At 61.9% G+C, this 26,115-nt stretch carries 21 protein-coding genes and 1 pseudogene; 14 read left to right on the plus strand and 8 right to left on the minus strand.

Annotated features, from left to right (window positions below):
• Nucleotides 1–630 precede the first annotated feature (630 nt).
• Entirely contained in the window at nucleotides 631–966 is a 336-nt protein-coding gene (uspB, locus tag H7A77_RS23995) for a universal stress protein UspB (RefSeq protein WP_004930978.1), read from the minus strand.
• 434 nt (nucleotides 967–1,400) lie between these two features.
• Between uspB and H7A77_RS24000 the strand changes: the two are divergent.
• From H7A77_RS24000 to H7A77_RS24045, 10 genes and pseudogenes are all read left to right on the plus strand, one after another.
• Nucleotides 1,401–2,173: pseudogene (locus H7A77_RS24000) on the plus strand (SDR family oxidoreductase).
• 104 nt (nucleotides 2,174–2,277) lie between these two features.
• Entirely contained in the window at nucleotides 2,278–3,186 is a 909-nt protein-coding gene (locus H7A77_RS24005) for a LysR family transcriptional regulator (RefSeq protein WP_182074740.1), read from the plus strand.
• 267 nt (nucleotides 3,187–3,453) lie between these two features.
• Nucleotides 3,454–3,891 carry a universal stress protein UspA gene (gene uspA / locus H7A77_RS24010; protein WP_004930988.1) on the plus strand — a complete coding sequence of 146 codons (438 nt, stop codon included), beginning with the start codon at nucleotides 3,454–3,456 and terminating at the stop codon, nucleotides 3,889–3,891.
• Nucleotides 3,892–4,091: 200 nt separating this feature from the next.
• Nucleotides 4,092–5,435: an NADP-specific glutamate dehydrogenase gene (gene gdhA, locus H7A77_RS24015; RefSeq protein WP_021505207.1), complete on the plus strand. Its 1,344-nt coding sequence runs from the start codon at nucleotides 4,092–4,094 to the stop codon at nucleotides 5,433–5,435.
• Between the two features lie 329 nt (nucleotides 5,436–5,764).
• On the plus strand, nucleotides 5,765–6,751 hold the full coding sequence (locus tag H7A77_RS24020) for an autoinducer 2 ABC transporter substrate-binding protein (protein ID WP_182074741.1): 987 nt from the start codon (nucleotides 5,765–5,767) through the stop codon (nucleotides 6,749–6,751).
• Nucleotides 6,752–6,856: 105 nt separating this feature from the next.
• Nucleotides 6,857–8,356 (plus strand): sugar ABC transporter ATP-binding protein, encoded by a 1,500-nt coding sequence (locus H7A77_RS24025; RefSeq protein WP_028128101.1) that lies wholly within the window; start codon nucleotides 6,857–6,859, stop codon nucleotides 8,354–8,356.
• Nucleotides 8,349–9,338, plus strand: coding sequence for an ABC transporter permease (locus tag H7A77_RS24030; protein ID WP_015379367.1), 990 nt, complete (start codon nucleotides 8,349–8,351; stop codon nucleotides 9,336–9,338). Before H7A77_RS24025 ends, H7A77_RS24030 begins: the two co-directional genes overlap by 8 nt.
• Before the next feature lies 1 nt (nucleotide 9,339).
• Nucleotides 9,340–10,293, plus strand: a complete 954-nt coding sequence (locus H7A77_RS24035; RefSeq protein ID WP_016930441.1) for an ABC transporter permease — start codon at nucleotides 9,340–9,342, stop codon at nucleotides 10,291–10,293.
• A gap of 10 nt (nucleotides 10,294–10,303) precedes the next feature.
• Nucleotides 10,304–11,941, plus strand: coding sequence for an FGGY-family carbohydrate kinase (locus H7A77_RS24040; RefSeq protein WP_182074742.1), 1,638 nt, complete (start codon nucleotides 10,304–10,306; stop codon nucleotides 11,939–11,941).
• Nucleotides 11,941–12,540, plus strand: a complete 600-nt coding sequence (locus H7A77_RS24045) for an SIS domain-containing protein (protein ID WP_042785538.1) — start codon at nucleotides 11,941–11,943, stop codon at nucleotides 12,538–12,540. The genes H7A77_RS24040 and H7A77_RS24045 overlap by 1 nt, the downstream gene beginning before the upstream one ends.
• A 28-nt stretch (nucleotides 12,541–12,568) precedes the next feature.
• On the opposite strand, the gene rsmJ is transcribed toward H7A77_RS24045, so the two are convergent.
• The 4 genes from rsmJ to H7A77_RS24065 form a co-directional block, all read right to left on the minus strand.
• On the minus strand, nucleotides 12,569–13,315 hold the full coding sequence (rsmJ, locus tag H7A77_RS24050; protein ID WP_099784600.1) for a 16S rRNA (guanine(1516)-N(2))-methyltransferase RsmJ: 747 nt from the start codon (nucleotides 13,313–13,315) through the stop codon (nucleotides 12,569–12,571).
• Nucleotides 13,316–13,323: 8 nt separating this feature from the next.
• The gene (gene prlC / locus H7A77_RS24055; RefSeq protein ID WP_182074743.1) at nucleotides 13,324–15,366 is read right to left on the minus strand and encodes an oligopeptidase A; all 2,043 of its coding nucleotides are present in this window, start codon (nucleotides 15,364–15,366) and stop codon (nucleotides 13,324–13,326) included.
• Between the two features lie 118 nt (nucleotides 15,367–15,484).
• Nucleotides 15,485–15,946 (minus strand): HIT family protein, encoded by a 462-nt coding sequence (locus H7A77_RS24060; RefSeq protein ID WP_042785540.1) that lies wholly within the window; start codon nucleotides 15,944–15,946, stop codon nucleotides 15,485–15,487.
• Nucleotides 15,947–15,962: 16 nt separating this feature from the next.
• Complete coding sequence (locus tag H7A77_RS24065) at nucleotides 15,963–16,367, minus strand: ASCH domain-containing protein (protein ID WP_182074744.1); 405 nt, start codon at nucleotides 16,365–16,367, stop codon at nucleotides 15,963–15,965.
• Between the two features lie 135 nt (nucleotides 16,368–16,502).
• Here H7A77_RS24065 and H7A77_RS24070 point away from each other — a divergent pair, with 135 nt between their 5' ends.
• From H7A77_RS24070 to H7A77_RS24085, 4 genes are all read left to right on the plus strand, one after another.
• A complete protein-coding gene (locus tag H7A77_RS24070; RefSeq protein WP_033636386.1) occupies nucleotides 16,503–17,345 on the plus strand; it encodes a 23S rRNA (adenine(2030)-N(6))-methyltransferase RlmJ in 843 nt (280 codons plus the stop codon).
• Between the two features lie 130 nt (nucleotides 17,346–17,475).
• Nucleotides 17,476–18,828 carry a glutathione-disulfide reductase gene (gorA, locus tag H7A77_RS24075; protein ID WP_047026523.1) on the plus strand — a complete coding sequence of 451 codons (1,353 nt, stop codon included), beginning with the start codon at nucleotides 17,476–17,478 and terminating at the stop codon, nucleotides 18,826–18,828.
• Between the two features lie 160 nt (nucleotides 18,829–18,988).
• Nucleotides 18,989–19,483 carry a molybdopterin-dependent oxidoreductase gene (locus tag H7A77_RS24080; RefSeq protein ID WP_033645359.1) on the plus strand — a complete coding sequence of 165 codons (495 nt, stop codon included), beginning with the start codon at nucleotides 18,989–18,991 and terminating at the stop codon, nucleotides 19,481–19,483.
• On the plus strand, nucleotides 19,480–21,264 hold the full coding sequence (locus H7A77_RS24085; protein ID WP_033651793.1) for an ATP-binding protein: 1,785 nt from the start codon (nucleotides 19,480–19,482) through the stop codon (nucleotides 21,262–21,264). Before H7A77_RS24080 ends, H7A77_RS24085 begins: the two co-directional genes overlap by 4 nt.
• On the opposite strand, the gene H7A77_RS24090 is transcribed toward H7A77_RS24085, so the two are convergent.
• The 3 genes from H7A77_RS24090 to H7A77_RS24100 form a co-directional block, all read right to left on the minus strand.
• Nucleotides 21,254–22,105, minus strand: a complete 852-nt coding sequence (locus H7A77_RS24090; protein WP_033645361.1) for a helix-turn-helix domain-containing protein — start codon at nucleotides 22,103–22,105, stop codon at nucleotides 21,254–21,256. The genes H7A77_RS24085 and H7A77_RS24090 overlap by 11 nt on opposite strands.
• Before the next feature lie 456 nt (nucleotides 22,106–22,561).
• Nucleotides 22,562–25,666, minus strand: coding sequence for an autotransporter outer membrane beta-barrel domain-containing protein (locus H7A77_RS24095; protein ID WP_370528357.1), 3,105 nt, complete (start codon nucleotides 25,664–25,666; stop codon nucleotides 22,562–22,564).
• A gap of 118 nt (nucleotides 25,667–25,784) precedes the next feature.
• Nucleotides 25,785–26,115, minus strand: a 331-nt coding sequence (locus tag H7A77_RS24100) for an autotransporter outer membrane beta-barrel domain-containing protein (protein WP_182074745.1), incomplete at its 5' end; no start/stop codon positions are given.

A 26,115-nucleotide genomic window follows, 5' to 3' on the forward strand; every position in this document is an offset into this window, starting at 1 on the left:
CAATTGGAGGGGCCGAAGGCGCGGCCCCTCCACCCGCGCCTTCGCTTAACACCGTCTGTCCGCTATGCGGATACCCTCGCCGCGTCTGCATTGTCGGGCGGGTCGGCTGCGACAAACGTCCCTGTTAGTCTCGCCTCAACCGGCCTTCCCTGGCCGGTTGCCCCTGACAACGCCGTCTTGCTCGGCAGCCGCTGATGCGCGCCCAAGGTCAACACATGAGCTGACAGCTACCGGGAAATCTGTCGCTTATGAGGTTGTGGTAGAGAAGTTGGAGATGAGCGCGGTGTTGGGCGCCCTTGAAGACGCCGAACGTAGGCATAGCGCATTAGGCGAAACCGCCATGGACGGCGGTTTCAGGTGAGACAGGCAGGGACGCCTGTCGCAACCGGCCTCAATGCGGTATGGCGGAGCGAGGGGAGTTGGCAAAGCCAACCGTCTGATAGGGCAAAGGCGCGGGTTGCCAGGGGCCGCGCCTTTCGGCCCCTGGCTCGGTCGAGGTGCAGGAGCCTCATGATGCACCTCTCATTTATCGACCGAAAACGTCACGAGTACTTCAAAAAAACGCTAACTGGTAAGCATTAGGCCGCATAGCCGCCTTTTTTTGCCTGCATCAAGGGAAACAGAAAGGCATTAATACCAAATCATCATCGCTATCAGGCAGATGACCACCAGGCCGCACAGGGCCGAAGTCAGCATAAACTGCCCGCGCACCCGCTCGCAGCGGCGAATAAACTCCGGATCGTGGTGCTCGACATAGCGCTGCGCGAAAATATAACGCACCAGCCTCAGCTGCTTGCTGGGTTGGCCGTGGGCGGTAAAGAAACCGCCGCCGTCGACATATTGGTACAGCAGCGGGTCACAGCCGCGCAATACCACCAGCAGCGCGCGCAGAGAAGAGTAATACCGCACCATGTTAACCACACACACCACACACAAGGCCCAAAACAGCGCGACGGTACTGATCATGATTGCCCCCTCAAGGCGTTGTTATCCGCGGCCATCCGCCGGGTCCAACCCCCCTACCTCATTACCCGATACTCTGCTGGAGCTTACCGCTCTCATCCCCTTTTTTTGCCTGCACGGGCCACGCCCATAACCCACCGCCTCCGAAGACGTTGCCGCACCGCACGATAAGATTTGCACGGCATGGTTCTACTCAGAGGAGAAATGATGAGGCCCATATCCATCATTGTAGGTTAATGAAACGCAAACTGGCCTGAGCAGTGGATAAAATTTACCGCCCTGTGCCGAAAAGTCACCTGCCGGGGCGTTATAAGCGATAACCGCCCGTTTTCGATTAGGCTGTTTTTATGGATAGTCTATCCCGCGCCACGCCGCTGATCTTTCCCCCCACGCTGGCTAGACTCAGGTTTCCGTTACGCTTATCCAAGGAAACTGTTATGGCAAACCATTCAATCAAGGGAAAAACCGTCCTGATCGCCGGCGGCGCCAAGAACCTCGGCGGGCTGATCGCGCGCGATTTGGCTGAGCAAGGCGCCAAAGCGGTGGTGATCCACTACAACAGCGCCGCCTCCAAAACCGAGGCGGAGAAAACCGTCGCCGCCATTCAGGCCGCCGGAGCGCAAGGCGTCGCGCTGCAGGCCGATCTGACCACGGCGGGCGCGGTCGAGAAGCTGTTCGCCGATGCTGTCGCCGCCGTCGGCAAGCCGGATATCGCCATCAATACCGTCGGCAAGGTGCTGAAAAAGCCGCTGATCGACATCAGCGAAGCTGAGTACGACGAGATGACCGCGGTCAACGCCAAACCGCGTTCTTCTTCCTGAAAGAAGCGGGTAAGCACCTTAACGACAACGGCAAAATCTGCACGCTGGTCACCTCGCTGCTCGGCGCCTTCACGCCGTTCTACGCCGCTTACGCCGGCACCAAAGCGCCGGTGGAGCACTTCACCCGCGCCGCCGCCAAGGAGTTCGGCGAGCGCGGCATCTCCGTGACGGCGGTCGGCCCCGGCCCGATGGATACCCCGTTCTTCTACCCGGCGGAAGGCGCGGACGCCGTGGCCTACCACAAGACGGCGGCGGCGCTGTCGCCATTCAGCCAAACCGGCCTGACCGATATCGAAGACGTGGTGCCGTTCATCCGTCATCTGGTCAGCGACGGCTGGTGGATAACCGGCCAAACCATCCTGATCAACGGCGGCTACACCACCAAATAAACCCGGCGGGGGCACCTATCGCCCCCGCACCTGCTCGCGCGCAACCGCGCCATGCGGCTACACTCTCTGTCAGAAACAGCGCCAAGGAACAGCAGGTCAACGAGATGGACAGATTCAATCAATACCGCGTATTCGTGCAGGTGGCGGAGATGGGCAGCTTTATCCGGGCGGCCCATGCGCTGAAGGTGCCGCGCGCCTCGGTGTCCGCCGCCGTTCAGCAACTGGAAACGCAGCTGGGCGTGCGCCTGCTGCACCGCACCACACGGCAAGTGCGGCTGACCGCCGACGGCGAACAGCTGCTCGAACGGCTGCGCCCGCTGCTGGCCGAGGTGGAAGATATCGATCAGTCGTTTCAGGCCAGCCAACGGCAGGCCTCCGGGCGGCTCAGCGTCGATGTGCCGAGCCGCATCGCCCGTCGGCTGATCGCGCCGGCGCTGCCCAGCCTGCTGCGGCGCCACCCTCATCTGCAGCTGGTGCTCGGCTCCGCCGATCGCGCCATCGATCTGGTGCAGGAAGGGGTCGACTGCGCGGTGCGCGTCGGCGATCTGCACGACAGCAGCCTGGTGATGCGCCCGCTCGGCCATATCGCGCTGATCAACTGCGCCAGCACCGCCTACCTGAGCGAATTCGGCCATCCTCTTCATCCCGCCGATCTCGCCGAGGGGCACTGGAGCATCGGCTACGCCTCGCCCAAAACCGGCCGCGAATCCCCCTGGGAATACCTGACCGGCGACGGCCACACCCAGCGGCTCGACTTGCCCAGCCGGGTGGTGGTCAACAACGCCGAAAGCTATATCGCCTGCTGCCGCGCCGGGCTGGGATTGATGCAAATCCCGCGCTACGACGTGCAACACCTGCTCGACGCCGGTGAACTGGTGGAAGTCCTGCCCGGTTACCGCGCCGCCTCCATGCCGATCGCCCTGATCTACCCCCATCGCCGCCAGCGTTCCCGCCGTTTGGCGGTGTTTCACGAGTGGTTTGAAAGCCTGCTGCAACCGCATCTGGAGCGCTGATTGCACATTTAGCGCTATACTTTGTTTAATAACGCTTATAATTCAAGCGGTCAGACCGTTAAAACCCGCATAACCCTTAGGCTTTTACGCCGCGCGGGTGTACAACGAAAGGTATCGTGCGCAGAGATTTTCGATGCGGCGCAGTGTGATCGCCCCAACATATCATTGCGTTATCCGAATGATACTATGGAACCAAAAGCGCCAGGCGGGTACACGGAACGCCTGCTAACCCTTTTTAATCGGCATGTTTATGGAAGGAGTATTCTTATGGCTTACAAACACATATTGATCGCGGTAGACCTATCCCCGGAAAGCAAGATCCTGGTAGAAAAAGCCGTCTCTATGGCGCGGCCGTATAACGCCAAAGTTTCTCTGATCCACGTCGATGTCAACTATTCCGATCTCTATACTGGCCTTATCGACGTCAATCTCGGCGACATGCAAAAGCGCATCTCTGAAGAAACCCACCAGGCGCTGACCGAGCTGTCGCAAAACGCCGGCTACCCGATCACCGAGACCCTGAGCGGCAGCGGCGATCTGGCGCAGGTGCTGGTGGACGCCATCAAGAAATACGACATGGACCTGGTGCTGTGCGGCCACCACCAGGACTTCTGGAGCAAGCTGATGTCTTCCGCTCGCCAGCTGATCAATACCGTGCACATCGATATGCTGATCGTGCCGCTGCGCGACGAAGAAGACGAATAAAGTAAGCGCTTGCTAACTTAACTGCCCAACGCCCGCGCCCTGCGGGCGTTTTTCATGCCGCTACGCCGATTAATCGCTTGATAATCAACCGCCCTCCGATGATATAGTCGCTAAAGACACAACATCCTCCCCCGAGCATCACCTATACCCAAATCTATAAGAAATAGCGGGGGAAAATTTAATGCTAAAAGGAGTTATCCATGGAATATGCCGTATCGGTAGAGTCTTTCCTGTCCTCGTTACAACGCCATAACCCCCACCAGCCGGAATATCTGCAGGCCGTGCGCGAAGTGTTCACCTCGCTGTGGCCATTTATCGAGCGCAACCCGCGCTATCGCGAACAGGCGCTGCTGGAGCGCCTGGTGGAGCCCGAGCGCATCATTCAGTTCCGCGTCAGCTGGGTGGACGATCGCGGCCAGGTGCAGGTCAATCGCGCCTTTCGCGTCCAGTTCAACTCGGCCATCGGCCCCTACAAGGGCGGCATGCGCTTCCACCCGTCGGTAAACCTGTCGATCCTGAAGTTCCTCGGCTTTGAGCAGACCTTCAAGAATGCGCTGACCACCCTGCCGATGGGCGGCGGCAAAGGCGGCTCCGATTTCGATCCGAAGGGCAAAAGCCAGGGCGAGATCATGCGTTTCTGCCAGGCGCTGATGACCGAGCTGTATCGCCACTTGGGCCCGGACACCGACGTGCCGGCCGGCGACATCGGCGTCGGCGGCCGTGAAGTCGGCTTTATGGCCGGCATGATGAAGAAACTGTCCAACAACACCGCCTGCGTGTTTACCGGCAAAGGGCTCTCCTTCGGCGGCAGCCTGATCCGCCCCGAGGCGACCGGCTACGGCCTGGTGTACTTTACCGACGCCATGCTGCAGCGCCACGGCCTGGGCTTTGAGGGGATGCGGGTGGCGGTGTCCGGCTCCGGCAACGTGGCGCAGTACACCATCGAGAAAGCGTTGGAGCTGGACGCGCGCGTGATCACCGTGTCGGATTCCGGCGGCACTCTGGTGGACGAAGACGGCTTCACCACCGAGAAGCTGGCGCACCTGGCGGAGATCAAAAACCAGCGCTACGGCCGGGTGGCGGACTACGCCCGCGAACGCGGCCTGACCTACCTGGCGGGCCAACAGCCGTGGAACGTGCCGGTGGATATCGCCCTGCCGTGCGCCACCCAGAACGAACTGGATCTCGAGGCGGCGCAGACGCTGATCCGCAACGGGGTGAAAGCGGTGGCGGAAGGCGCCAACATGCCGACCACCATCCAGGCCACCGACGCCTTCCTCGACGCCGGGGTGCTGTTCGCGCCCGGCAAGGCGGCCAACGCCGGCGGCGTGGCCACCTCGGGGCTGGAGATGGCGCAAAACGCCGCGCGCATCGGCTGGCGGGCGGAAAAAGTGGATGTACGTTTACAACATATCATGGCGGATATTCACCATGCCTGCGTGGAATACGGCGGCGAGGGCAAGCAAACCCACTATGTACACGGCGCGAATATCGCCGGTTTCGTTAAGGTTGCGGAGGCGATGCTGGCCCAGGGCGTGCTGTAATCGGGCGCAAAGGTGATCTTGTTCACACATCGATTAAATGCTTCAATGCCGGCCTCTGCGCCGGCATTTTTTTCCGCGTCCAAGCCATCAAAATGATGCGCAAACGTTAATTAAAAGTTAATAAAAGGTTATTCATAGCCGTTTAATTGGTAGTAAATTTACCACCGCCAAATAATTAAACATTTATTTAACACTAAATACGCCAGTATTTTACTTAAATGTGCACAGATCACATTTCATTAACTTCGGCTACGCCCCCTCTTCCATTCCTTTGTAATCTGCAGCGGTGGAAAAACCGCCACCCCTACAGATAAAAAAAGGTACAGCTAATGAAATTTAACCTCGCATTATTAAATGCATGTGTGGTTTCTGCGTGCATGTTATCGACAACACCTGTGTTCGCCGCTGATAAATATGAGATTGCCGTGGTCGCCAAATTGACCGGCATTCCGTGGTTCAACCGCATGGAAGTGGGCGTCAACGAAGCGGCGAAAAAACTCGACGTCAACGCTTACCAGACCGGCCCGTCTACGCCGGATCCGGCTGCGCAGGTCAAGGTGATTGAGGATCTGATCGCCAAGAACGTCAACGCCATCATCGTGGTGCCGAACGACGCCAAGGTGCTGGAGCCGGTGCTGAAAAAAGCGCGCGACAAAGGCATCGTGGTGCTGACCCATGAATCCCCGGACCAGCAGATCGGCCAGTGGGACATCGAGACCATCGACAGCGAGAAATACGCGCAGGCCAACGTCGATGAGCTGGCGAAAGACATGGGCGGCAAAGGCGGCTACGCGATCTACGTCGGCTCGCTGACTGTGCCGTTGCACAACGCCTGGGCCGATTCCGCCATCAAATACCAGAAAGAAAAATACCCGGACATGTTTGAAGTCACCTCGCGCTTGCCGGTGGCGGAAAGCATCGACAAATCCTACGCCACCACGCTGGATCTGATGAAAACCTATCCGCAGATGAAGGGCATCATCGGTTTCGGTTCGCTCGGCCCAATCGGCGCCGGCCAGGCGGTGGCCAAGAAACGCGCCAAGGACAAAATCGCGGTGGTGGGCATCGCCATGCCGGCGCAGGCCGCTCCTTACCTGATGCGCGGCGACATCAAGAAAGCGCTGCTGTGGGATCCGAAAGACGCCGGTTATGCGCTGGTGACGGTGGCCGACCAGCTGCTGCAGGGCAAAGAAGTGAATAAGGACCTGTCGATCGAGGGCCTCGGCAAAGCCGACGTCGATATGGAACACAAAGTGATTCGGTTTAATAAGATTTTGGAAGTGACCAAAGACAACGCCCAATCGCTCGGATTCTGATTTTTCGCGTAATTTCGCCACACCGGGAAAGTAGTTAAACCCTCGTAGGGGCGCAGCGTTGCTGCGCCCAGGGCTTCGGCCGCTACGCAAGCACAGGTTAACGTTATGACAGCCTCCCCCGCATTTATCACCCTGGAGAATATCAGCAAGCGATTCCCAGGCGTGCTGGCATTAGACCAGATCAACCTGACGCTGAATAAAGGCGAAGTGCACTGCCTGGCCGGGCAAAACGGCTGCGGCAAAAGCACCATCATTAAAATCATCTCCGGCGTCTATCAGCCGGAAAAAGGCGCCAACATTTCGCTGGAAGGCAAACTCTTCCACGCCCTGACGCCGCAGCTGTCCGGTTATTACGGCATACAGGTGATCTACCAGGACCTGTCGCTGTTCCCTAACCTGACGGTGGCGGAAAACATCGCCATCCACCGTTACCTGCCCGGCGGCCACTTCTGGGTGCGCAAGCGGGTGATGCGCCAGACGGCGCTGGACGCCATGGCGCGGGTCGGCGTACACATCGATCCCGATAAAAAAGTGGAAAAACTGTCGATCGCCGATCGGCAACTGGTGGCGATTTGCCGCGCCATCGCCGCCGAAGCGCGGTTGGTTATCATGGACGAACCGACCGCCTCGCTGACCCGCCAGGAAGTCGACGGCCTGCTGCGGGTGGTCAACGAACTGAAGGCGGCCGGCATCTGCGTGGTGTTCGTCAGCCACCGATTGGATGAAGTGATGGAAGTCGCCGATCGCATCAGCGTGATGCGCGACGGCAAGCTGGTGGGCACCTGGCCGGCCAGCGAACTGGACAGCCATGAACTGGCGTTCCTGATGACCGGCCAACGCTTCCATTACAGCCCGCTGCCCCCGCTGCCGCCGGCCGAACAGGCGCCGCTGCTCGAGGTGCGCAACCTCAGCCGCGGCGAAAAATACCGCAACGTCAATCTGGCGCTGCGCGGCGGCGAGATCGTCTCGATCGTCGGCCTGCTCGGTGCCGGCCGCACCGAACTGTGCCTCAGCCTGTTCGGCATGACGCGGCCGGACAGCGGCGAGATCCGCATCGAGGGCCGGGCGGTGCAGCTGCACAACAACCGCGAAGCGGTGCGCCACGGCATCGGCTATGTGTCGGAGGATCGTCTGACGCAGGGATTGATCATGGAGCAATCGATCTACGACAACACCATCGTCACCGTCTTCGATCGGCTGCATACCTCGCTCGGGCTGCTGGATCACGCCAAGGCGACCGAGCTGGTTAACCGGCTGATCCGCGATTTGAACATCAAGGTGTCCGACAGCGCATTGCCGGTGAAAACCCTGTCCGGCGGCAACGCCCAGCGCATCGCCATCGCCAAATGGGTCGCGACCCAGCCGAAGATCCTGATCCTCGACTCGCCCACCGTCGGCGTGGACATCGCTAACAAAGAGGGGATCTACCAGATCGCCCGCGATCTGGCGCAGCTGGGCATGGCGGTGCTGATGATCTGCGACGAGATCCCGGAAGCCTATTACAACAGCCATCGGGTGATGGTGATGCGCAAAGGCGAGCTGATCGCCGAGTTCGCGCCGCACCAGAGTACCGAACAACAGATCGCCGAGGTGGTGAATGGATAAGTCATTATTGGCCCGCCTGGCCGGGCGGCACGAGTTTTATCTCGGCCTGCTGGTGCTGCTGCTGGCGATCGGCCTGAGCGCCGGCACCGATGAGTTTCTGACGCTCGGCAACCTGACCGACGTCGCCACCAGCTACGCCATTCTCGGCATCCTGGCCTGCGGGCTGTTCGTGGTGCTGATCGCCGGCGGCATCGACATTTCGTTCCCGGCGGTCACCGCCATCGCGCAGTATGTGATGGCCAGCTGGGTGATCCAGCACGGCGGCAGCTTCCCGCTGGCGTTCGCCCTGGCGATTGGCGTCGGCCTGCTGCTCGGGCTGGTGAACGGTTTCCTGGTGTACTGGCTGAAAGTGCCGGCGATCATCATCACCATCGCTACCCTTAACCTGTTCTACGGCCTGCTGGTGTACGCCACCAACGGCACCTGGCTGTACGGCTTCCCGGACTGGTTCATGAACGGCATCAACTGGTTCTCGTTCCAGGGCGCCGACGGTTACGACTACGGCCTGACGCTGCCGCTGCTGTGCCTGCTGGCGACCATCGTCGTCACCGGCGTGCTGATGAACCGCACCCGGCTGGGGCGCCAGATCTACGCCATGGGCGGCAACCGCGACGCGGCGTCGCGCCTGGGGTTGAACCTGCTGCGGCTGCACTTCTGCGTCTACGGCTATATGGGCATTCTGGCCGGCGTCGCGGCGGTGGTGCAGGCGCAGATCACCCAGTCGGTGGCGCCCAACTCGCTGCTCGGCTTCGAGCTGACGGTATTGGCGGCGGTGGTGCTGGGCGGCACCAGCATGAGCGGCGGCCGCGGATCGTTGACCGGCACCCTGCTCGGCGTGGTGCTGCTGGCCTTCCTGCAAAACGGGCTGACGCTGCTCAGCGTCTCGGCCTATTGGCACCAGGTATTCAGCGGCGCGATCATTTTGATCAGCATCAGCACCACCGCCTGGAACGAAAAACGCAAGCTGCTCAAGGAGATCTGACATGACGCAGTTAACTCGGTTGATCCCAAACGATCGGATCATTCGCCTGCAGGGCGCGATCATCATCGCGGTGGCGCTGCTGTTCGCCGGGCTGCTCGGATCGCGCTTCTTCAGCCTCGGCAACTTCCAGTCGATCGCCTCGCAGCTGCCGATCCTCGGCCTGCTGGCGCTCGGCATGGGCATCACCATGCTGACCGGCGGCATCAACCTGTCGATCATCGCCGGCGCCAACGCCTGTTCGCTGGTGATGGCGGCGATCATCGTCAGCCATCCCGACCAGCCGCTGTTCCTGGCGCTGGCGCTGTTGGCCGGCCTGCTGGTGGCGGTGGCGATCGGCGCGCTCAACGGCGCGCTGGTAGCCTGGATAGGCGTCTCGCCCATCCTCGCCTCGCTCGGCACCATGACCCTGATCACCGGCCTGAATATTCTGCTGTCCAACGGCGCGGTGATCTCCGGCTTCCCGGCGGCGATTCAATTTCTCGGCAACGGCGCCGTGCTCGGCGTGCCGGTGGCGCTGATCCTGTTCCTGCTGGTGGCGGTGGGTCTGTGGCTGCTGCTGGAGCACACCACGCTGGGGCGCAGCCTGTACCTGATCGGCTCCAACGAGCAGGCCACCCGCTTCAGCGGCGTGAACACCGCGCGGGTGCAGATCGCGGTGTATATCCTGTCGGCGCTGCTCGGCTGGGGCGCCGCCCTGCTGATGATGGCCAAGTTCAACTCGGCCAAGGCCGGCTACGGCGAATCTTATCTGCTGGTGACCATTCTGGCCTCGGTGCTGGGCGGCATTAACCCGGACGGCGGTTTCGGCCGTATTCTGGGGCTGGTGCTGGCGCTGATCGTGCTGCAAATGTTGGAAAGCGGCCTCAATTTGCTGGGGGTCAGCAGCTACCTGACCATGGCCCTGTGGGGCGGCGTGCTGATCCTGTTTATCGCGTTACAGAATCGAAAAGCCTGAGGAGAAAATAATGGCGAGCTATTTTATTGGCGTAGATGTGGGCACCGGAAGCGCGCGCGCGGGCGTATTCGATCTCAATGGCCGCATGGTCGGCCAGGCCAGCCGGGCCATCGATCTGTACCGGCCGAAGGCGGATTTCGTCGAGCAGTCGTCGGATAACATCTGGCAGGCGGTGTGCAATGCGGTGCGCGACGCGGTCAACCAGGCCGACATCAACCCGATCCAGGTCAAAGGGCTGGGCTTCGACGCCACCTGTTCGCTGGTGGTGCTGGATAAAGAAGGCAAACCGCTGACCGTCAGCCCCTCCGGCCGCACCGAGCAGAACATCATCGTGTGGATGGATCACCGGGCGATCGCCCAGGCCGAGCGCATCAACGCCACCAAACACCGGGTGCTGGACTTCGTCGGCGGCATCATTTCGCCGGAGATGCAGACGCCGAAACTGCTGTGGCTGAAGCAACACATGCCCACCACCTGGGCCAACGCCGGTTACCTGTTCGATCTGCCGGACTTCCTCACCTGGCGCGCCACCCAGGACGCCACCCGCTCGCTGTGCTCGACGGTGTGCAAGTGGACCTATCTCGGCCACGAGCAGCGTTGGGACAAAAGCTACTTCCAGCAGATCGGGCTGGAAGACGTGCTGGAACACGACGCCGCCAAGATCGGCAGCGACGTTAAAATGATGGGCGAGCCGCTGGGCCACGGCCTGACTCAGCGCGCCGCCAGCGAGATGGGGCTGATCGCCGGCACGGCGGTGAGCGTGTCAATCATCGACGCCCACGCCGGCACCCTCGGCACGCTGGGCGCCACCGGCGTCTCCGGCGAGGTGGCCGACTTCAACCGCCGCGTCGCGCTGATCGGCGGCACCTCCACCGGCCATATGGCGATGTCGCGCACCGCGCGCTTTATCGGCGGCGTCTGGGGGCCGTATTACTCGGCGATCCTGCCGGAATACTGGTTGAACGAAGGCGGCCAGTCCGCCACCGGCGCGCTGATCGACCACGTCATCCAGTCGCACCCGTGCTATCAGGATCTGCTGGCGCAGGCGAAAACTCAGGGCCAGACCATCTATGAGGTGCTGAACGCCATTCTGCGCCGCATGGCCGGCGAGCCGGAGAACATCGCCTTCCTGACGCAGGACATTCACATGTTGCCGTACTTCCACGGCAACCGCTCGCCGCGCGCCAACCCGACGCTGACCGGCATCCTGACCGGGCTGAAGCTGTCGCGCACGCCGGAGGACATGGCGCTGCACTACCTGGCCACCATTCAGGCCATCGCGCTCGGCACCCGCCACATCATCGAAACCATGAACCACAGCGGCTACAGCATCGACACCATCATGGCCAGCGGCGGCGGCACCAAGAACCCGATCTTCGTGCAAGAGCACGCCAACGCCACCGGTTGCGCCATGCTGCTGCCGGAGGAGAGCGAAGCGATGCTGCTGGGCGGAGCGATGATGGGCACCGTGGCGGCCGGCGTGTTCGACACCTTGCCGGAGGCGATGAGCGCCATGAGCCGCATCGGCAAGACGGTGACGCCGCAGACCAACCAGATAAAAAGCTACTACGATCGCAAATACCGGGTGTTCCACGAGCTGTACAACGACCACATGAAATACCGCCGGTTGATGCAGGAGGAGGTGTGATGCAGCAAGAGTGGCGGCAGGCCGTGCAGGGCTGGCAAACCTACAGTCAGGAGCTGGCGCAGCTGGGCGAACGCCTCGACGCGCGCACCTGGCAACGGCTGTTGGCGCTGCTGGCCGACTGCCGCGGTAAAATCGCCGTCACCGGCGTCGGCACCTCGGGGATTGCGGCGCGCAAGATAGCCCATATGCTGGCCTGCGTGGAGCGGCCGGCGGTCTATCTCGACGCCACCGGCGCGGCGCACGGCGATCTGGGCTTCCTGCGCGCCGACGATCTGCTGATCCTGATCTCGCGCGGCGGCAATTCCGACGAGCTGACCCGCCTGCTGCCGACGCTGCAGGCCAAGGGGGTGACGCTGATCGCGGTGACGGAAAACCCGCATTCCGCCATCGCGCAGGCGGCGCAGCTGACGATCGCCACCGGGGTGCAAAAGGAGATAGATCCGCTGAACATGCTGGCCACCACCTCGATTGTGCTGGTGTTGGCGATCTTCGACGCCGCCTGCGCCTGCCTGATGACGCGCAGCGGTTACGATAAGGACACCTTGCTGGCGGTGCATCCGGGCGGCGGCGTGGGGAAAAGTTTGCGGGAGGAAAACTGAGGGCCCGACACCGCGGGCCCGGCAGACATTACAGCGGCATGTAGATGTCGAAACGGTGGCTTTTGGTCAGCGTGGCGGCGTGCGCCGGCACGTCGGCCAGCGGCGGCGCGTAGTCCGGGCGTTTCACCACCACGCGCTTGGTCGCCAAACGGCGCGCCGGTTCCAGCAGGCCGTCGGCGTCATCGTCGCTGCCCACCAGCGATTGGAACACCCGCATCTCTTTCTTCACCAGCGCGCTTTTCTGCTTGTGCGGGAACATCGGATCGAGATACACCACCTCGGGGCGCGGGCTGAGATCCGCCAGCGCCGTCAGGCTGGAGGCGTGCAGCAGCGTCAGGCGCTCGCGCAGCCACGGGCCGATTTCCGCATCCTGATAGCCGCGCTGCAGGCCGTCGTCCAGCAACGCCGCCACCACCGGATTGCGCTCCAGCATCCGCACCCGGCAGCCCAGCGCCGCCAGCACGAAGGCGTCGCGCCCCAGCCCGGCGGTGGCGTCCACCACGTCCGGCAGGTAGCTGCCCTTGATGCCGACCGCCTTGGCCACCGCCTCGCCGCGGCCGCCGCCGAAACGGCGCCGGTGCGCCATGGCACCGGTGACGAAATCGACGTAGATCCCGCCGAGCTTCGGCTCGTCGCGCTTGCGCAGCTCCAGCCGCTGCGGGGTCAGTACCAGCGCCATCGGCGCGTCGTCGTCGGACGTCAGCCGCCAGCGCTGCGCCAAAACAGACAAGGCGCCGGGATCGGCGCCTGCTTCACACAATAAACACACGCTCACGTGTCGGGTTATCCTTTAATGCCGTAATGGCGCAGCATAGCATCCAGCTGCGGCTCGCGGCCACGGAAGCGTTTGAACAGCGCCATCGGCTCTTCCGACCCGCCGCGCGACAGGATGTTGTCGAGGAAGGATTTGCCGGTTTCGGCGTTGAAAATCCCCTCTTCTTCGAAGCGCGAGTAGGCGTCGGCCGACAGCACTTCCGCCCACAGGTAGCTGTAGTAACCCGCCGCGTAGCCGCCGGCGAAGATGTGGCTGAAGGCGTGCGGGAAGCGGCCCCAGCTCGGCGAAGGCACCACCGCCACCATTTTCTTCACTTCCGCCAGCGTCGGCAGGATCTGCGCCCCTTTCTCCGGGCTGTATTCGAAGTGCATGCGGAAATCGAACAGACCGAACTCCAGCTGGCGCAGAATGAACAGCGCCGCCTGGTAATTCTTGGCCGCCAGCAGCTTGTCGAGCATGGCCTTCGGCAGCGGCTCGCCGCTCTGGTAGTGGCCGGAGATAAACGCCAGCGCTTCCGGCTCCCAGCACCAGTTTTCCATAAACTGGCTCGGCAGCTCGACCGCATCCCACGGCACCCCGTTGATGCCGGAGACGCCGGCGGTATCGATCTGCGTCAGCATGTGGTGCAGACCGTGGCCGAACTCGTGGAACAGCGTAGTCACTTCGTTATGGGTGAACAGCGCCGGCTGGTCGCCCAGCGGGCGGTTGAAGTTACAGGTCAGGTAAGCGACCGGTTTTTGCAGCGAGCCGTCGGCCTTGCGCAGGCTGCCGACGCAGTCGTCCATCCAGGCGCCGCCGCGTTTGTTTTCGCGGGCGTACAAATCGAGGTAGAAGCTGCCGCGCAGCTCGCCGTCGGCGTCGAACAGATCGAAGAAGCGCACGTCCGGATGCCAGGTATCCACGTCTTTACGCTCTTTGGCGGTGATGCCGTAGATGCGTTTCACCACTTCGAACAGCCCTTCCACCACACGCTGTTCCGGGAAGTACGGGCGCAGCTGCTCGTCGCTGATGGAGAACAGGTGCTGCTTTTGTTTTTCGCCGTAATAGGTGATGTCCCAGGCGTCGAGCTCGTCCACGCCATAGTGCTGTTTGGCGAAGGCGCGCAGCTGCGCCAGCTCCTGCTCGGCCTGCGGGCGGGCGCGTTTGGCCAGATCGCTCAGGAAGCCGATCACCTGCTCCGGGCTTTCCGCCATCTTGGTCGCCAGCGACTTGTCGGCGTAGGTGTCAAAGCCCAGCAGCTGAGCCAGCTCATGGCGCAGCGCCAGCGTTTCCGCCATCACTTCGCTGTTATCCCATTTGCCGGCGTTCGGCCCCTGGTCAGAGGCGCGGGTGGCGAAGGCGCGGTACATCTCTTCACGCAACGCGCGGTTGTCGGCGTAGGTCAGCACCGGCAGGTAGCTCGGCATGTCCAGCGTCAGCAGCCAGCCGTCCTGCTCTTTGGCCTGCGCCATCGCCTGGGCCTGCGCCAGGGCGCTTTCCGGCAGGCCGCTCAGCTCGGCTTCGTCGGTAATCAGTTTGCTCCAGCCCATGGTGGCGTCGAGCACGTTGTTGCTGTAGGTAGAGCCCAGTTCGGACAGGCGCGCGACGATCTCGCCGTAGCGCTGCTGTTTGTCCGCCGACAGGCCGATGCCCGACAGCTCGAAGTCGCGCAGCGCGTTATCCACCGCCTTGCGCTGCGGTACGCTCAGCGTCTCGAACGCCGCGCCCTCTTTCAGGCTGCGGTAGGCCTGGTACAGCCCTTCGTGCTGGCCGACCCAGGTGCCGTACTCGGACAGCAGCGGCAGCGCCTGCTCATAGGCGGCGCGCAGCTCCGGGCTGTTTTTCACCGAGTTCAGGTGCCCGATCGGCGACCAGATGCGAGACAGGCGATCGTCCGACTCCGCCAACGGCTGACACAGATTGTCCCAGGTGAACGGCCCCGGCTGCGCGACCACGCGCTCTACCGCGGCGCGGCAGTCCGCCAGCGCGGATTGCACCGCAGGCACGATATCTTCAGGGCGGATCGCCGAAAACGGCGGCAGGGAAAACGGAGTCAGCAACGGATTTGTCATAGGGCAGTCCTGATTAGCGTTGGGGCCCGCCGCGAGGACGAGCCTTAAAATGCGTATGAATCTCTAACATGGAGCCGGGCAACAGGAAAATCAATGCCCGGCGTTGATCGTTCGTGCCTTAAACGGCGCATTGGCGAATGCGGGCGGCCAGCGCCGCCAGCTGTTCGTCGTCGGCGCGCGCGGCGTCGTGGGAGGAGATGTAGCCTTCGTAACGCGTGAAAAACTTCGGCGAGGTCGATTCGATCGGCCGCCACTGCTCCAGCGACGCAGTGCCGTGCAGCGGGATCAGTTTGGCATGCACATGGTCGACGCCGTAGCCCTCGAACACCATGCCGCAGCGGCCGACGTCGTCGAACGCGCGATCCAGCTGCCGCGCCACCCGCTTGGTCGCCAGCATCAGCGCGCTCAGCACCTCGTCCGGCAGATCAAACGCGTAGCTCGGGTGGTGCGCCTTGGGGATCACCACGCTGAAGCCGTCGGTGTTGGGAAAGATGGACAGGAACGCCAGATGGTCGTCGTCTTCCCAGATTTTATGGCACGGCGCCTTGCCCGCCACGATGTCGCAAAAAATGCAGCTCATCCTTTCTCCTTGTGATTCACAGCGTTTCAACCCGCTCGAATTCTTCGAATACCAGCCACATGTCCGGCGCAAAGCTCCCCTCGCGGGTAAAGAACTCTTGATGCCCCTGGCGCCAAAACGCCAGGCTTTTGTCGCCTTCGCCCTCTTTGGCCGCCATCTCGGCGGTCACCTGGTCGTAGCGCACCAGGCGCAGCGCCAGGGTTCTGATCACGCAGGCCGGTTCGCCGCGGCCATCAAGAACGATGCTGTAATCGCCGATCCTCGGGGTTTGTTCCCGACGATAGCTCGCATAGGAACTGCAGGTGGCGGTTTTATCCCCGCTCAGCACCAATCCCAGCAGTTCGTCGGCTAACGCGGGGCCGTCGCCGAATGCCCAGCGCGCCGCGTCGGGGTAATTCGCCAAAATCGCCTGTTTGCTCATCGTCCTGTCCCTTTCTGTTAACGTCTGCGGCAACGGAGTCCGGTTTTTCCCGGCCAGACAGTTTATACTGTGCAGATTATAAGCCTTATTGCATTGAATGCTCCGCCTGCGGAGCACAAGGAACCGCCACCCGTCATGTTAAGTTATCGCCACAGTTTCCACGCCGGCAACCACGCCGACGTGCTCAAGCACACCGTTCAGAGCCTGATCATCGAGTCGCTGAAGGAAAAAGAGAAGCCGTTCCTGTATCTGGATACCCACTCGGGCGCGGGCCGTTATCAGCTCAGCGGCGAACACGCCGAGCGCACCGGCGAATACCTGGAAGGCATCGGCTTGCTGTGGCAACGCGACGATCTGCCCGAGGAGCTGGCGGCCTACATGAGCGTGGTGCACAACTTCAACCGTTCCGGCACGCTGCGCTACTACCCCGGTTCGCCGCTGATCGCCCGCCAGCTGCTGCGCCCTCAGGATAAAATTCACCTGACCGAGCTGCACCCGAGCGATTACCCGCTGCTGCGCAGCGAGTTCCAGAAAGACGAGCGCGCCAAAGTGCAGCGCGCCGACGGCTATCAGCAGCTGAAATCCCAGCTGCCGCCACCGTCGCGCCGCGGCCTGATCCTGATGGACCCGCCGTATGAAATGAAGACCGATTACCAGGACGTGGTCAAAGGCATTCAGGAAGGCTACAAGCGTTTCGCCACCGGCACCTACGCGCTGTGGTACCCGGTGGTGATGCGCCAGCAGATCAAACGCATGCTGCGCGATCTGGAAGCCACCGGCATTCGCCGCATCCTGCAGATCGAGCTGGCGGTGAAACCCGACAGCGATCAGCGCGGCATGACCGCTTCCGGCATGATCGTCATCAACCCGCCGTGGAAGCTGGAACAGCAGATGAAAAACGTGCTGCCGTGGCTGCACAAGGTGCTGGTGCCGTCGGGCATCGGCCACCATCTGGTCAACTGGGTGGTACCGGAATAATCCCCGGCAGGGCGCGGTTTACCGCGCCCTGCGTCCGCCTATCGCAGCCATCGACGCAATCTTTGCGACAAACCCCGGTCAGGCGTTAAACTCTTACCCTCTTCAAATTCACAACTCATGGAAATCCCAGATGACGAAACATTACGATTATCTAGCAATTGGCGGCGGCAGCGGCGGTATCGCATCGATCAACCGGGCTGCCATGTACGGCCAAAAGTGTGCGCTGATTGAAGCCAAAGAACTGGGCGGCACCTGTGTAAACGTGGGTTGTGTACCGAAAAAAGTCATGTGGCACGCGGCGCAGATCGCCGAGGCCATCCATCAGTACGGCCCGGACTACGGCTTCGACACCACCGTCAACGCCTTCGACTGGAAAAAGCTGGTCGCCAACCGCACCGCCTATATCGACCGCATCCACAATTCCTACGATAACGTGCTGGGCAAGAACAAGGTCGACGTGATCAAAGGGTTCGCGCGCTTCGTGGATGCGCACACCGTGGAAGTGAACGGCGAAATCATCACCGCCGATCACATCCTGATCGCCACCGGCGGCCGCCCGAGCCATCCGGCTATTCCGGGCGCGGAATACGGTATCGACTCCGACGGTTTCTTTGAGCTGGACGCCATGCCGAAACGCGTCGCCGTGGTGGGCGCCGGCTATATCGCCGTGGAGATCGCCGGCGTGCTGAACGCGCTGGGCGCGGAAACGCACCTGTTCGTGCGCAAGCACGCGCCGCTGCGCACCTTCGATCCGATGATCGTCGACACCCTGGTGGAAGTGATGAACACCGAGGGGCCAAGCCTGCACACCGAATCGGTGCCGAAAGCGATCGTCAAGAACGCCGACGGCAGCCTGACGCTGCAGCTGGAAAACGGCAAGGCATTCACCGTCGACTGCCTGATTTGGGCCATCGGCCGCGAACCGGCGACCGACAACCTGAACCTCGGCGTGACCGGGGTGAAAACCAATGAGAAAGGCTACATCGACGTCGATAAGTTCCAGAACACCAACGTCAAAGGCATCTACGCGGTGGGCGACAACACCGGCGCGGTAGAACTGACCCCGGTCGCCGTGGCCGCCGGCCGCCGCCTGTCCGAGCGCCTGTTCAACAACAAGCCGGACGAGCACCTGGACTACAGCAACATCGCCACCGTGGTGTTCAGCCACCCGCCGATCGGCACCGTCGGCCTGACCGAGCCGGAAGCCATCGAGAAATTCGGCGCGGACAACGTGAAAGTGTACAAGTCCTCCTTCACCGCCATGTACAGCGCCGTGACGCAGCACCGCCAGCCGTGCCGCATGAAGCTGGTGTGCGCGGGTAAAGAAGAGAAAATCGTCGGCCTGCACGGCATCGGCTTCGGCATGGACGAGATCCTGCAGGGCTTCGCGGTGGCGGTGAAGATGGGCGCCACCAAGAAGGACTTCGACAACACCGTGGCTATCCACCCGACTGCGGCGGAAGAGTTCGTCACCATGCGCTGAGGCGCTACGTTTATCCCTCTCTCAGGCCGGGGTAAATACCGGCCTGTTCTTTTTGTGCGGTTTACTATTCCCTTCGCACCCGCCTGCTTTTTCTGCCATTATTCTGCCTGATAAATTAGCGGGACTGATACAAACCTCCCCGCGCCTCTGGAGAACGCCGATGCTGTTCAAACTATGCAAAACCCTTGCGATGGCCTGCGTGGCCCTGATTATCGCCCAGAGCAGCGCGCTCAGCTTTACCCTGGAAGTGGCGGGCAAGATCGACAACGTGACCGATCCGGTCAAAAAAAGCTATCTGTTCACCGATAAACAGCTGTTGGCGATGCCGGTGCACAGCATCACGACCTCCACCTCCTGGACGCCGCAGAGGAAGTTTGAAGGGATTTCGGTGGCCGACATCCTGGAGCGCGTCGGCGCCAAGGGCGAGACGCTGACCTTCTACGCGCTGAACGATTATTACATCGACGTGCCGTTGTCCGACGTCAAGAAGTACAACATGATCCTGGCCTACAAGATGGACGGGGAGATGCTGAAGCTCAGAAACTTCGGCCCGCTGTTCCTGGTTTATCCGCGTGACGCCGCCGGGCCTGAGCTGAACTCGCCGTTGTACAACTCGCGCTTTATCTGGCAAGTCGACAGGATCGTGATCAAATGAAGCTGACGACCTTTAAGAACGGCAGCAGGCTGGCGATACCGGCCATCTTCGCCGCGCTGTTTCTGGTGGCTTCGACCGTCACGCTCTATTACTACAGCGCCACCCTGTCGAAGAAAGGGCTGTATGCCATCGCCGGCACGCAGGAGAACTACTCCTGGTCGATCGCCAAGTTCTCCATCAAGCTGGCGGAATTCGACACGTTCGTCGAGCAGCAGAGCCACGCGCCGCAGGTGGACAACGACAACCTGCGGCTGCGATTCGAAATCCTCTATTCGCGCTTTTACGTGCTGGAAACCGTCTCCGAATCCACGCAACCGCTGTACGCCGAGCCGGGCTACCCGGAAGTGGTCAAGCAGATGCGCCTGCAGATGGATCGCATCGATAAACTGCTGGATAACCCGAAAATCGACTTCAATCAGGTTTTCGCGGCCATGAAGGCCATTAAGCCTTACGCCATCGAAATGGCCAACCTGACCGACCACGCCGAGGTGAAGCAGCGCACCGCCGCCTATGAGGACTACATCGAGAAACGGCACATCATTTTCTATGGGCTGGTGATTGTCATGTTCTCGGTGATCGCGCTGATCGCCATCACCCTGATCGTGTTCCGTCAGCAGCGGCTGACCATTCGCCAGCAGGCCAAGGCGATCGAGGCGGAGAAAGCGACCCGCACCAAAAACGCCTTCCTCGGCGCCATCGGCCACGAGCTGCGCACCTCATTGCAGAGCGTGATGTCGGCCATCGACGTGCTGGTGAATACCCGGGTATCGGCGGAGCATGCGGACACCTTCCAGCGGCTGGAGACCGCCGCGCAGCAGATCGAAAGCCAGATGAAAGATCTGACCGACTACGCGCACCTCGACAGCGGCATGATGGAGCTGCGCATCGTGCCGTTCGACGCGCAGAAGCTGATCGCGGAGACCGCCAACGAAATCGCTACTTTGACCCGCAAAGAGCAGGTCAAGCTGAGCTGCGAGGTGGAGTGCAGCCACCTGTTGGTGCATTCCGACCCGCTGCGCATCCGGCAGATTATCGTCAACCTGCTGACCAACGCCTACAAATACACCGAAAGCGGCAGCATTACGCTGCACAGCTGTCTGCGCCGTCAACCCGGCGGCAGTTCGCTGATTATCGAAGTGACCGACACCGGCATCGGTATCGAAAAAGACCAGCTCGATCAGATCTTCAAACCCTTTACCCAGTTGGATCAGTCGCATACCAAGCAATATGCCGGCGTGGGGATGGGGTTGGCGATCGTGCACGGCCTGGTGACGCTGCTCGACGGCACCATCACGGTGTACAGCGAAATCAAGAAGGGCAGCACCTTTATCGTCAGTATTCCGGTGCAGATCAGTGAAGAAGAACGCGCCGACGAGCCCGCCGCCGCCAATGCCTCTCTGCAGCAGAAACCGCAGCAGGTGCTGGTGGTGGATGACAACAAGTCGGTGGGTGACGCCTTTGCGGCGTTGCTGGATAAGCTGGGTTACCAGCACGAACTGTGCGACTCGCCGGAACGCGCGTTGCAGAAACTGCTCAGACGCCCTTACGACGCGCTGTTGCTGGATCTGCAGATGCCGGGCATCGACGGCGCCGCCCTGGCCAGGCAGCTGCGCAATCGTCGCGGCCCCAACCGCCATGTGCCGATCATCGGCATCAGCGCCTACACGCCGGAGCAACTCACGGCGGATCAGCGCGCGCTGTTCGACAACTACCTGATGAAGCCGGTTCGGCTGGATGCGCTGTCGAACGCGCTGGCCGAGGTGTTCCCCGCTAAAGATTAAAACAGCGTTGCAGTGCGGCTTCGATCACATGGAGCCGCACCGGTTTTTCATAAGGGCCGAGCACATCGTACTCGCGCATCGCCTGAGCGATCTCCGACTCGCGTCGGTCAGTGCCCAGTTCGCCGGTCAGCACCAGTACCGGCGCGTCCGGGTTGTCGGAGGCGCGGATGGTGGCGATACAGCGATCCGCCGTTTCTTCACCGATCAGCCAGTCCACCACGTAACCGTCGAACAGGCTTTGCTGCAACGCCTGACAGAAGCTGTCGACGTCGTAAAACGCCACCGCGTTGAAACCGCAGCCGCCAAGATACTTGGCCAACTCATCGGCCGCCTGATGCGAATCGTCCAATACCGCAATGCTCAGACGCTCGTCGTCGCCATAGCCGGGCCGGATTTCGATCAGCTCGACGCCATAACGCGGCCCTGCCGGCGCCTCATCGGCGCGATAGATATGCCATTGCCCCTCGATGCGCAGCGCCACAAATTCCGCCGGCCGCCCGGCGGGAAGCTCGTCGCCGATGTGCCCGACGCAAGGCATCGCGACCCCTGCCACAAAAAAGATGGCATCGCGCGCCATGTTCGGTTCGGCCGCCTCGTGTTCGGCGCTCAAATCGGCGATCGCCGCCGGCGTTTCTCCGAGCGCGGCCGCGACGCTGTTGATCTGTTCCAGCGTCCAGGGGCTTTGCCCTTTCAATTTGCGGTGCGCATGTGAAAAACTCAGATCCAAGATGCGGCTGAGCTCTCGGGCATGCTGACGTTTTCCAATCCCGTAATGTAAAAACAGCTCTCTGACCCGATTGGCAATCGACTGTGAATCGAATTTTTGGTGATTGTTATCCATTTGTTCCTTCGATTTTTTTTACTGATTTATCAGTCGTTTTGATTATTTCTGCTGAAAAAGCCACATCTAAAACTAGCATCCCATGCAATTATGCGTTAAAAACGTTGCTTGACATACCATGTTGCATCGTCAAACATGGTATCAAAAGAGACATACAGCAATACACTATAAAAAAACAACACCAGCACGTTTTTTAATAATAACCATAGTAACACCAGGGAAAATTTGTTCCGTTGCCGCTACTGAGACGATGTCCACATCGCTCGGACTGCATAAGCAAAACGGGGCTTGAGCCTTTAGCGCTAATCTGTTTTACCCACTTTTGAGCCGGGATCCGTCAGGGTCCCGGTTTTTTATTGTCCTGACGCCGCGCCATCATACGTTCTCCCCCCACCGCCGCAAATAAAAACGGAGCCGGCATGCCGGCTCCGTTGTCGTTGTAATGACCGCTGAATGTCAGAAGCGCCAGGTGAAGCCGGCGTTGACGCTGTTGTCCTGATGGTGCTGCGACAGCAGCCCGCCGTAGCCCAGCGACAGCGAGGCGTTTTCGTTCACCGCCACTTCCGCCCCCGCCTTCAGCACCATGCCGTCACGCGACACCGGCACGCTGTCCACCACGAACGGCGCGTTGCCGCCGTTGAACCGCAGCCCGGTGCCACGCGCCAGCCCGCCGTACTGGTGTTGCCACCCCAGCTCGCTGCGCAGCGCCACCGTCGTGCCCGGGGTCACCTGCCACGCGGTGTCCGCGCGCAGCCCCAGCGTCGACACCGTCGCGTCGGTGTGCTGCTTGTCGCCGCGCAGCGCCGCCGCGCCGCCGCTTTCCGCGATGCCGTTGTTTTCGAAGTTCACGTACGCCAGGTTGACGAACGGCTCCAGGTTCAGCCACTCGCCCCGCACGCTGTAGCCCGCTTCCGCGAACAGCTGTTCGGTGCGCGCGCTGTACTTCGCCGTGTCACGGTCTGACTGCATCCCGTAGTTCACCGACCGTTTGGTGTCGATGCGGTGCCAAGTGTAGCCCGCCCCGCCACGCAGCGCCAGCGCCCCGAACTGCTTGTCGCCGTACGCCGCCAGGTGGTAGTTGTCGCTGTCCGCCTTCGACCCGTAGCCGCCGTGCAGCGAGGTGCGGGTGTAGCCGGTCGCCACCCCCAGCCGCCAGTCGGCCGCCGCCGCCGAGTCCAGCCCCACCAGTACCCCGTAGGTCGAGGCCTGATAGCCGGTGGCGTTGGCGTCGCCCGACGCGTGGTCCCACGCCCCCAGCAGCTGCGCCCAGGCGCCGTCCTCGTCCGCCTTTATGGCCGACGAGCTCGCCAGCCCTTCCGCCTGACGCAGCCGCCCGTTCAGCGCCTCACGCAGGTAGCGGCTGTCGTTCACCAGCGCCGACGCGATATCCGCATGGATTTGCCCCGACAGCTGACGGAACGCCTGCCGCGCCTCGCCCGCCGTGCCGCTGTTAAGAACGCTTTCGTACACCGGGTTGCCCGCCGCCAGCGCATCCGCCGCCGCCGCCACCGCCCGCTCGTTCGGCGTCTGCGCCACGCTGGCGAAGCTCGTGCCGTTGCGCCCGACGCTCAGCGTCACCCCGGCCGGCTGGTAGCTCAGCCCGGTGCCGAGGAACAGGTAGTTCGGCGCCACCGCGTCAAACTGCCCGCTCACCCCCTGCTGCGCGCTCAGGATGGTGTACTGCTGGCCCAGCAGGCTGCGCACCTCGCTTTGCGTCAGCAGGTTGGCGCTGTTCTCCAGCGTCACCGCCACCTCGCCGCCGCCGATCGTCGCCGATCCGCTGCTCTGGATCCGATCGCTCTGGCCGTTCGGGCCCACTTCCACCGCGTAGCGCGAACCCGGTTCGAAGCTGACATTGCCCGCCACGTTCAAGGTGCCGATCGAGTTGCCCGGCGCCACGGTGCCGCCGCGGCGGGCGGTCAGCGAACCGACCGTGCCGCTGCCGCCGACGATGCCGCCGCTCTGCACGCTGACGTCCGAGGTGACCGAGCCGTTGATCGCCAGCCGCCCCTGATTGACCAGCGTCGGGCCGGAATAAGTGTTGTTACCGGTCATGACCAGCGTGCCCATCCCTTCCTTGGTCAGGCCGCCGTGGCCGGAGATGTTATTGGAGTAAACGTCCAACTCACAGCTGATATCGTCACACTTCCTGGCATGCAACGTACCGGCATCCACCTCGGCGCCCAGTCCCGGAATATTGACGACAAACTGGGTCGGGCCGTAGGCCACGCCCGTCGGATCCGGGATGCGGAACTCTGCGGGAATATCCTCGACGGTATAGAACATGCCCGGGCCGTTGATGGCCTTGCCCAGGTTGATCATCCCCCAGCCGTAGAGCGCGTCGATGCCCGGCGCGCCCATGTCGGTGGCGGTGGTTTTCAGCACGTCGGCAATCTGCGCCGAGTTCATGTACGGGAAACGCTGCAGCAACACCGCCACTGCGCCGGTGACGTGCGGGGTCGCCATCGAGGTGCCGTTTTTATTGCCGTAGTCCGACACCAGATTGGCCGGATCGGAACCGTTGGCCACGGTGCTGTAGATTTTGCTGCCCGGCGACGAGACGCAGAAGCTGGCGGTATAGCCGCAGCGGGACGAGAAGCTGCTGATGGTGTAAGGCACGCTGTTGGCCGATGCCGCATCCTGCGCCACGCTGGCGACCGACAGCCAGTTCGGCGCGATGTCCGGCACGAAGTAGGCCAGCCCGCTGATCACATCCGGTTGGTTGTAATTGCCGTCGTTACCGGCGGCGAACAGCACCAGAATATTTTTGCGCGCCGCGTCGATGGCGCCCTGATAGCCTGCGCCGGCCAGGCTACCGAGCAGCGGCTTGACCTGATCGAATTGCTCCTGCGCATCCTTCAGCTCAAAGTGCAGCGCGTTAGGATCGCGGCCGCCGTCGGACAGGAAATCGGGAATGCTGACGCCCCAGCTGTTGTTGATCACCCGCACGCCGCTCTTGATCATCGCCTGCCAGCCGGCATTGGTGACGGCGCCGTCCAGGCCGAGGAATTCGCCGTACGCCGGGCCATCGTTGTCGTTATCGACGCTGATCACCTGCGAATCGAAGGCCACGCCGTGCATGCCGATGCCGTCGCGATTCGCCGCGCTGATCCCCGCGACGTGCACCCCGTGATTGCTCAGCATGCCCTGCGAACCGCTGTAGAAGTGGAAGGTGCCGTCGAAGTAAAAGCGATCGCCGGCGTTAATTCCCGGCCGGTGTGGATCGGTATAGGCGCGGTAGCCTTCGGTGACGACGTTGATCAGTTTGCCGTCGCTGGCGAATTCGGGATGGCGGTTAACCGGAGTGTCGAAAATGCCCACCTTTTGCCCTTTGCCTGTGTAGCCGGCGGCGTAGGCCTCATCGGCGTGGATCGCCCCCAACCCCCAGTTGGCGTTGAATTCGGCGCTGCGCCAGCTGGCCGGATCGCCGGGTTGGCCATTCACCTCGTGCGGCGCCGCCTGCGCATACCCTGCCAGCGCCATGCAGCAGACCAGCGCGTTCAGCCGCCACGGCGAGCGACGAACGTTTCCTTTGCTATCAAAACCCATTGTTGTTGTCATTTCCTTACCTTTTGCTTGTTATTGGCCGACGCCCCAGGTGCGCCGGGTTCTCATTAGCAGGATGTGAAAAAGGAACCACCCGCAGGCGGTTCCCGTACAAGGATTGAGTCGATGTTGCTTAGAAACGCCAGGTGAAGCCGGCGTTGACACTGTTGTCCTGGTGGTGCTGCGACAGCAGCCCGCCGTAGCCCAGCGACAGCGAGGCGTTTTCGTTCACCGCCACTTCCGCCCCCGCCTTCAGCACCATGCCATCACGCGATACCGGCACGCTGTCCACCACGAACGGCGCGTTGCCGCCGTTGAACCGCAGCCCGGTGCCACGTGCCAGCCCGCCGTACTGGTGTTGCCACCCCAGCTCGCTGCGCAGCGCCACCGTCGTGCCCGGGGTCACCTGCCACGCGGTGTCCGCACAGCAGCGCTTCACGGCGTTGGTCTGGCTTTCGCTGTTT

The organism is Serratia sp. ME47, from assembly GCF_903970925.1.
Classification (GTDB): domain Bacteria; phylum Pseudomonadota; class Gammaproteobacteria; order Enterobacterales; family Enterobacteriaceae; genus Serratia; species Serratia ureilytica.

What these genes read in the sequence shown, in the direction of transcription:
- uspB (WP_004930978.1), bottom strand. Translation starts at nt 966, where the DNA reads ATGATCAGTACCGTCGCGCTGTTTTGGGCCTTGTGTGTGGTGTGTGTG.
- H7A77_RS24005 (WP_182074740.1), top strand. Translation starts at nt 2,278, where the DNA reads ATGGACAGATTCAATCAATACCGCGTATTCGTGCAGGTGGCGGAGATG.
- uspA (WP_004930988.1), top strand. Translation starts at nt 3,454, where the DNA reads ATGGCTTACAAACACATATTGATCGCGGTAGACCTATCCCCGGAAAGC.
- gdhA (WP_021505207.1), top strand. Translation starts at nt 4,092, where the DNA reads ATGGAATATGCCGTATCGGTAGAGTCTTTCCTGTCCTCGTTACAACGC.
- H7A77_RS24020 (WP_182074741.1), top strand. Translation starts at nt 5,765, where the DNA reads ATGAAATTTAACCTCGCATTATTAAATGCATGTGTGGTTTCTGCGTGC.
- H7A77_RS24025 (WP_028128101.1), top strand. Translation starts at nt 6,857, where the DNA reads ATGACAGCCTCCCCCGCATTTATCACCCTGGAGAATATCAGCAAGCGA.
- H7A77_RS24030 (WP_015379367.1), top strand. Translation starts at nt 8,349, where the DNA reads ATGGATAAGTCATTATTGGCCCGCCTGGCCGGGCGGCACGAGTTTTAT.
- H7A77_RS24035 (WP_016930441.1), top strand. Translation starts at nt 9,340, where the DNA reads ATGACGCAGTTAACTCGGTTGATCCCAAACGATCGGATCATTCGCCTG.
- H7A77_RS24040 (WP_182074742.1), top strand. Translation starts at nt 10,304, where the DNA reads ATGGCGAGCTATTTTATTGGCGTAGATGTGGGCACCGGAAGCGCGCGC.
- H7A77_RS24045 (WP_042785538.1), top strand. Translation starts at nt 11,941, where the DNA reads ATGCAGCAAGAGTGGCGGCAGGCCGTGCAGGGCTGGCAAACCTACAGT.
- prlC (WP_182074743.1), bottom strand. Translation starts at nt 15,366, where the DNA reads ATGACAAATCCGTTGCTGACTCCGTTTTCCCTGCCGCCGTTTTCGGCG.
- H7A77_RS24060 (WP_042785540.1), bottom strand. Translation starts at nt 15,946, where the DNA reads ATGAGCTGCATTTTTTGCGACATCGTGGCGGGCAAGGCGCCGTGCCAT.
- H7A77_RS24065 (WP_182074744.1), bottom strand. Translation starts at nt 16,367, where the DNA reads ATGAGCAAACAGGCGATTTTGGCGAATTACCCCGACGCGGCGCGCTGG.
- H7A77_RS24070 (WP_033636386.1), top strand. Translation starts at nt 16,503, where the DNA reads ATGTTAAGTTATCGCCACAGTTTCCACGCCGGCAACCACGCCGACGTG.
- gorA (WP_047026523.1), top strand. Translation starts at nt 17,476, where the DNA reads ATGACGAAACATTACGATTATCTAGCAATTGGCGGCGGCAGCGGCGGT.
- H7A77_RS24080 (WP_033645359.1), top strand. Translation starts at nt 18,989, where the DNA reads ATGCTGTTCAAACTATGCAAAACCCTTGCGATGGCCTGCGTGGCCCTG.
- H7A77_RS24085 (WP_033651793.1), top strand. Translation starts at nt 19,480, where the DNA reads ATGAAGCTGACGACCTTTAAGAACGGCAGCAGGCTGGCGATACCGGCC.
- H7A77_RS24090 (WP_033645361.1), bottom strand. Translation starts at nt 22,105, where the DNA reads ATGGATAACAATCACCAAAAATTCGATTCACAGTCGATTGCCAATCGG.
- H7A77_RS24095 (WP_370528357.1), bottom strand. Translation starts at nt 25,666, where the DNA reads ATGACAACAACAATGGGTTTTGATAGCAAAGGAAACGTTCGTCGCTCG.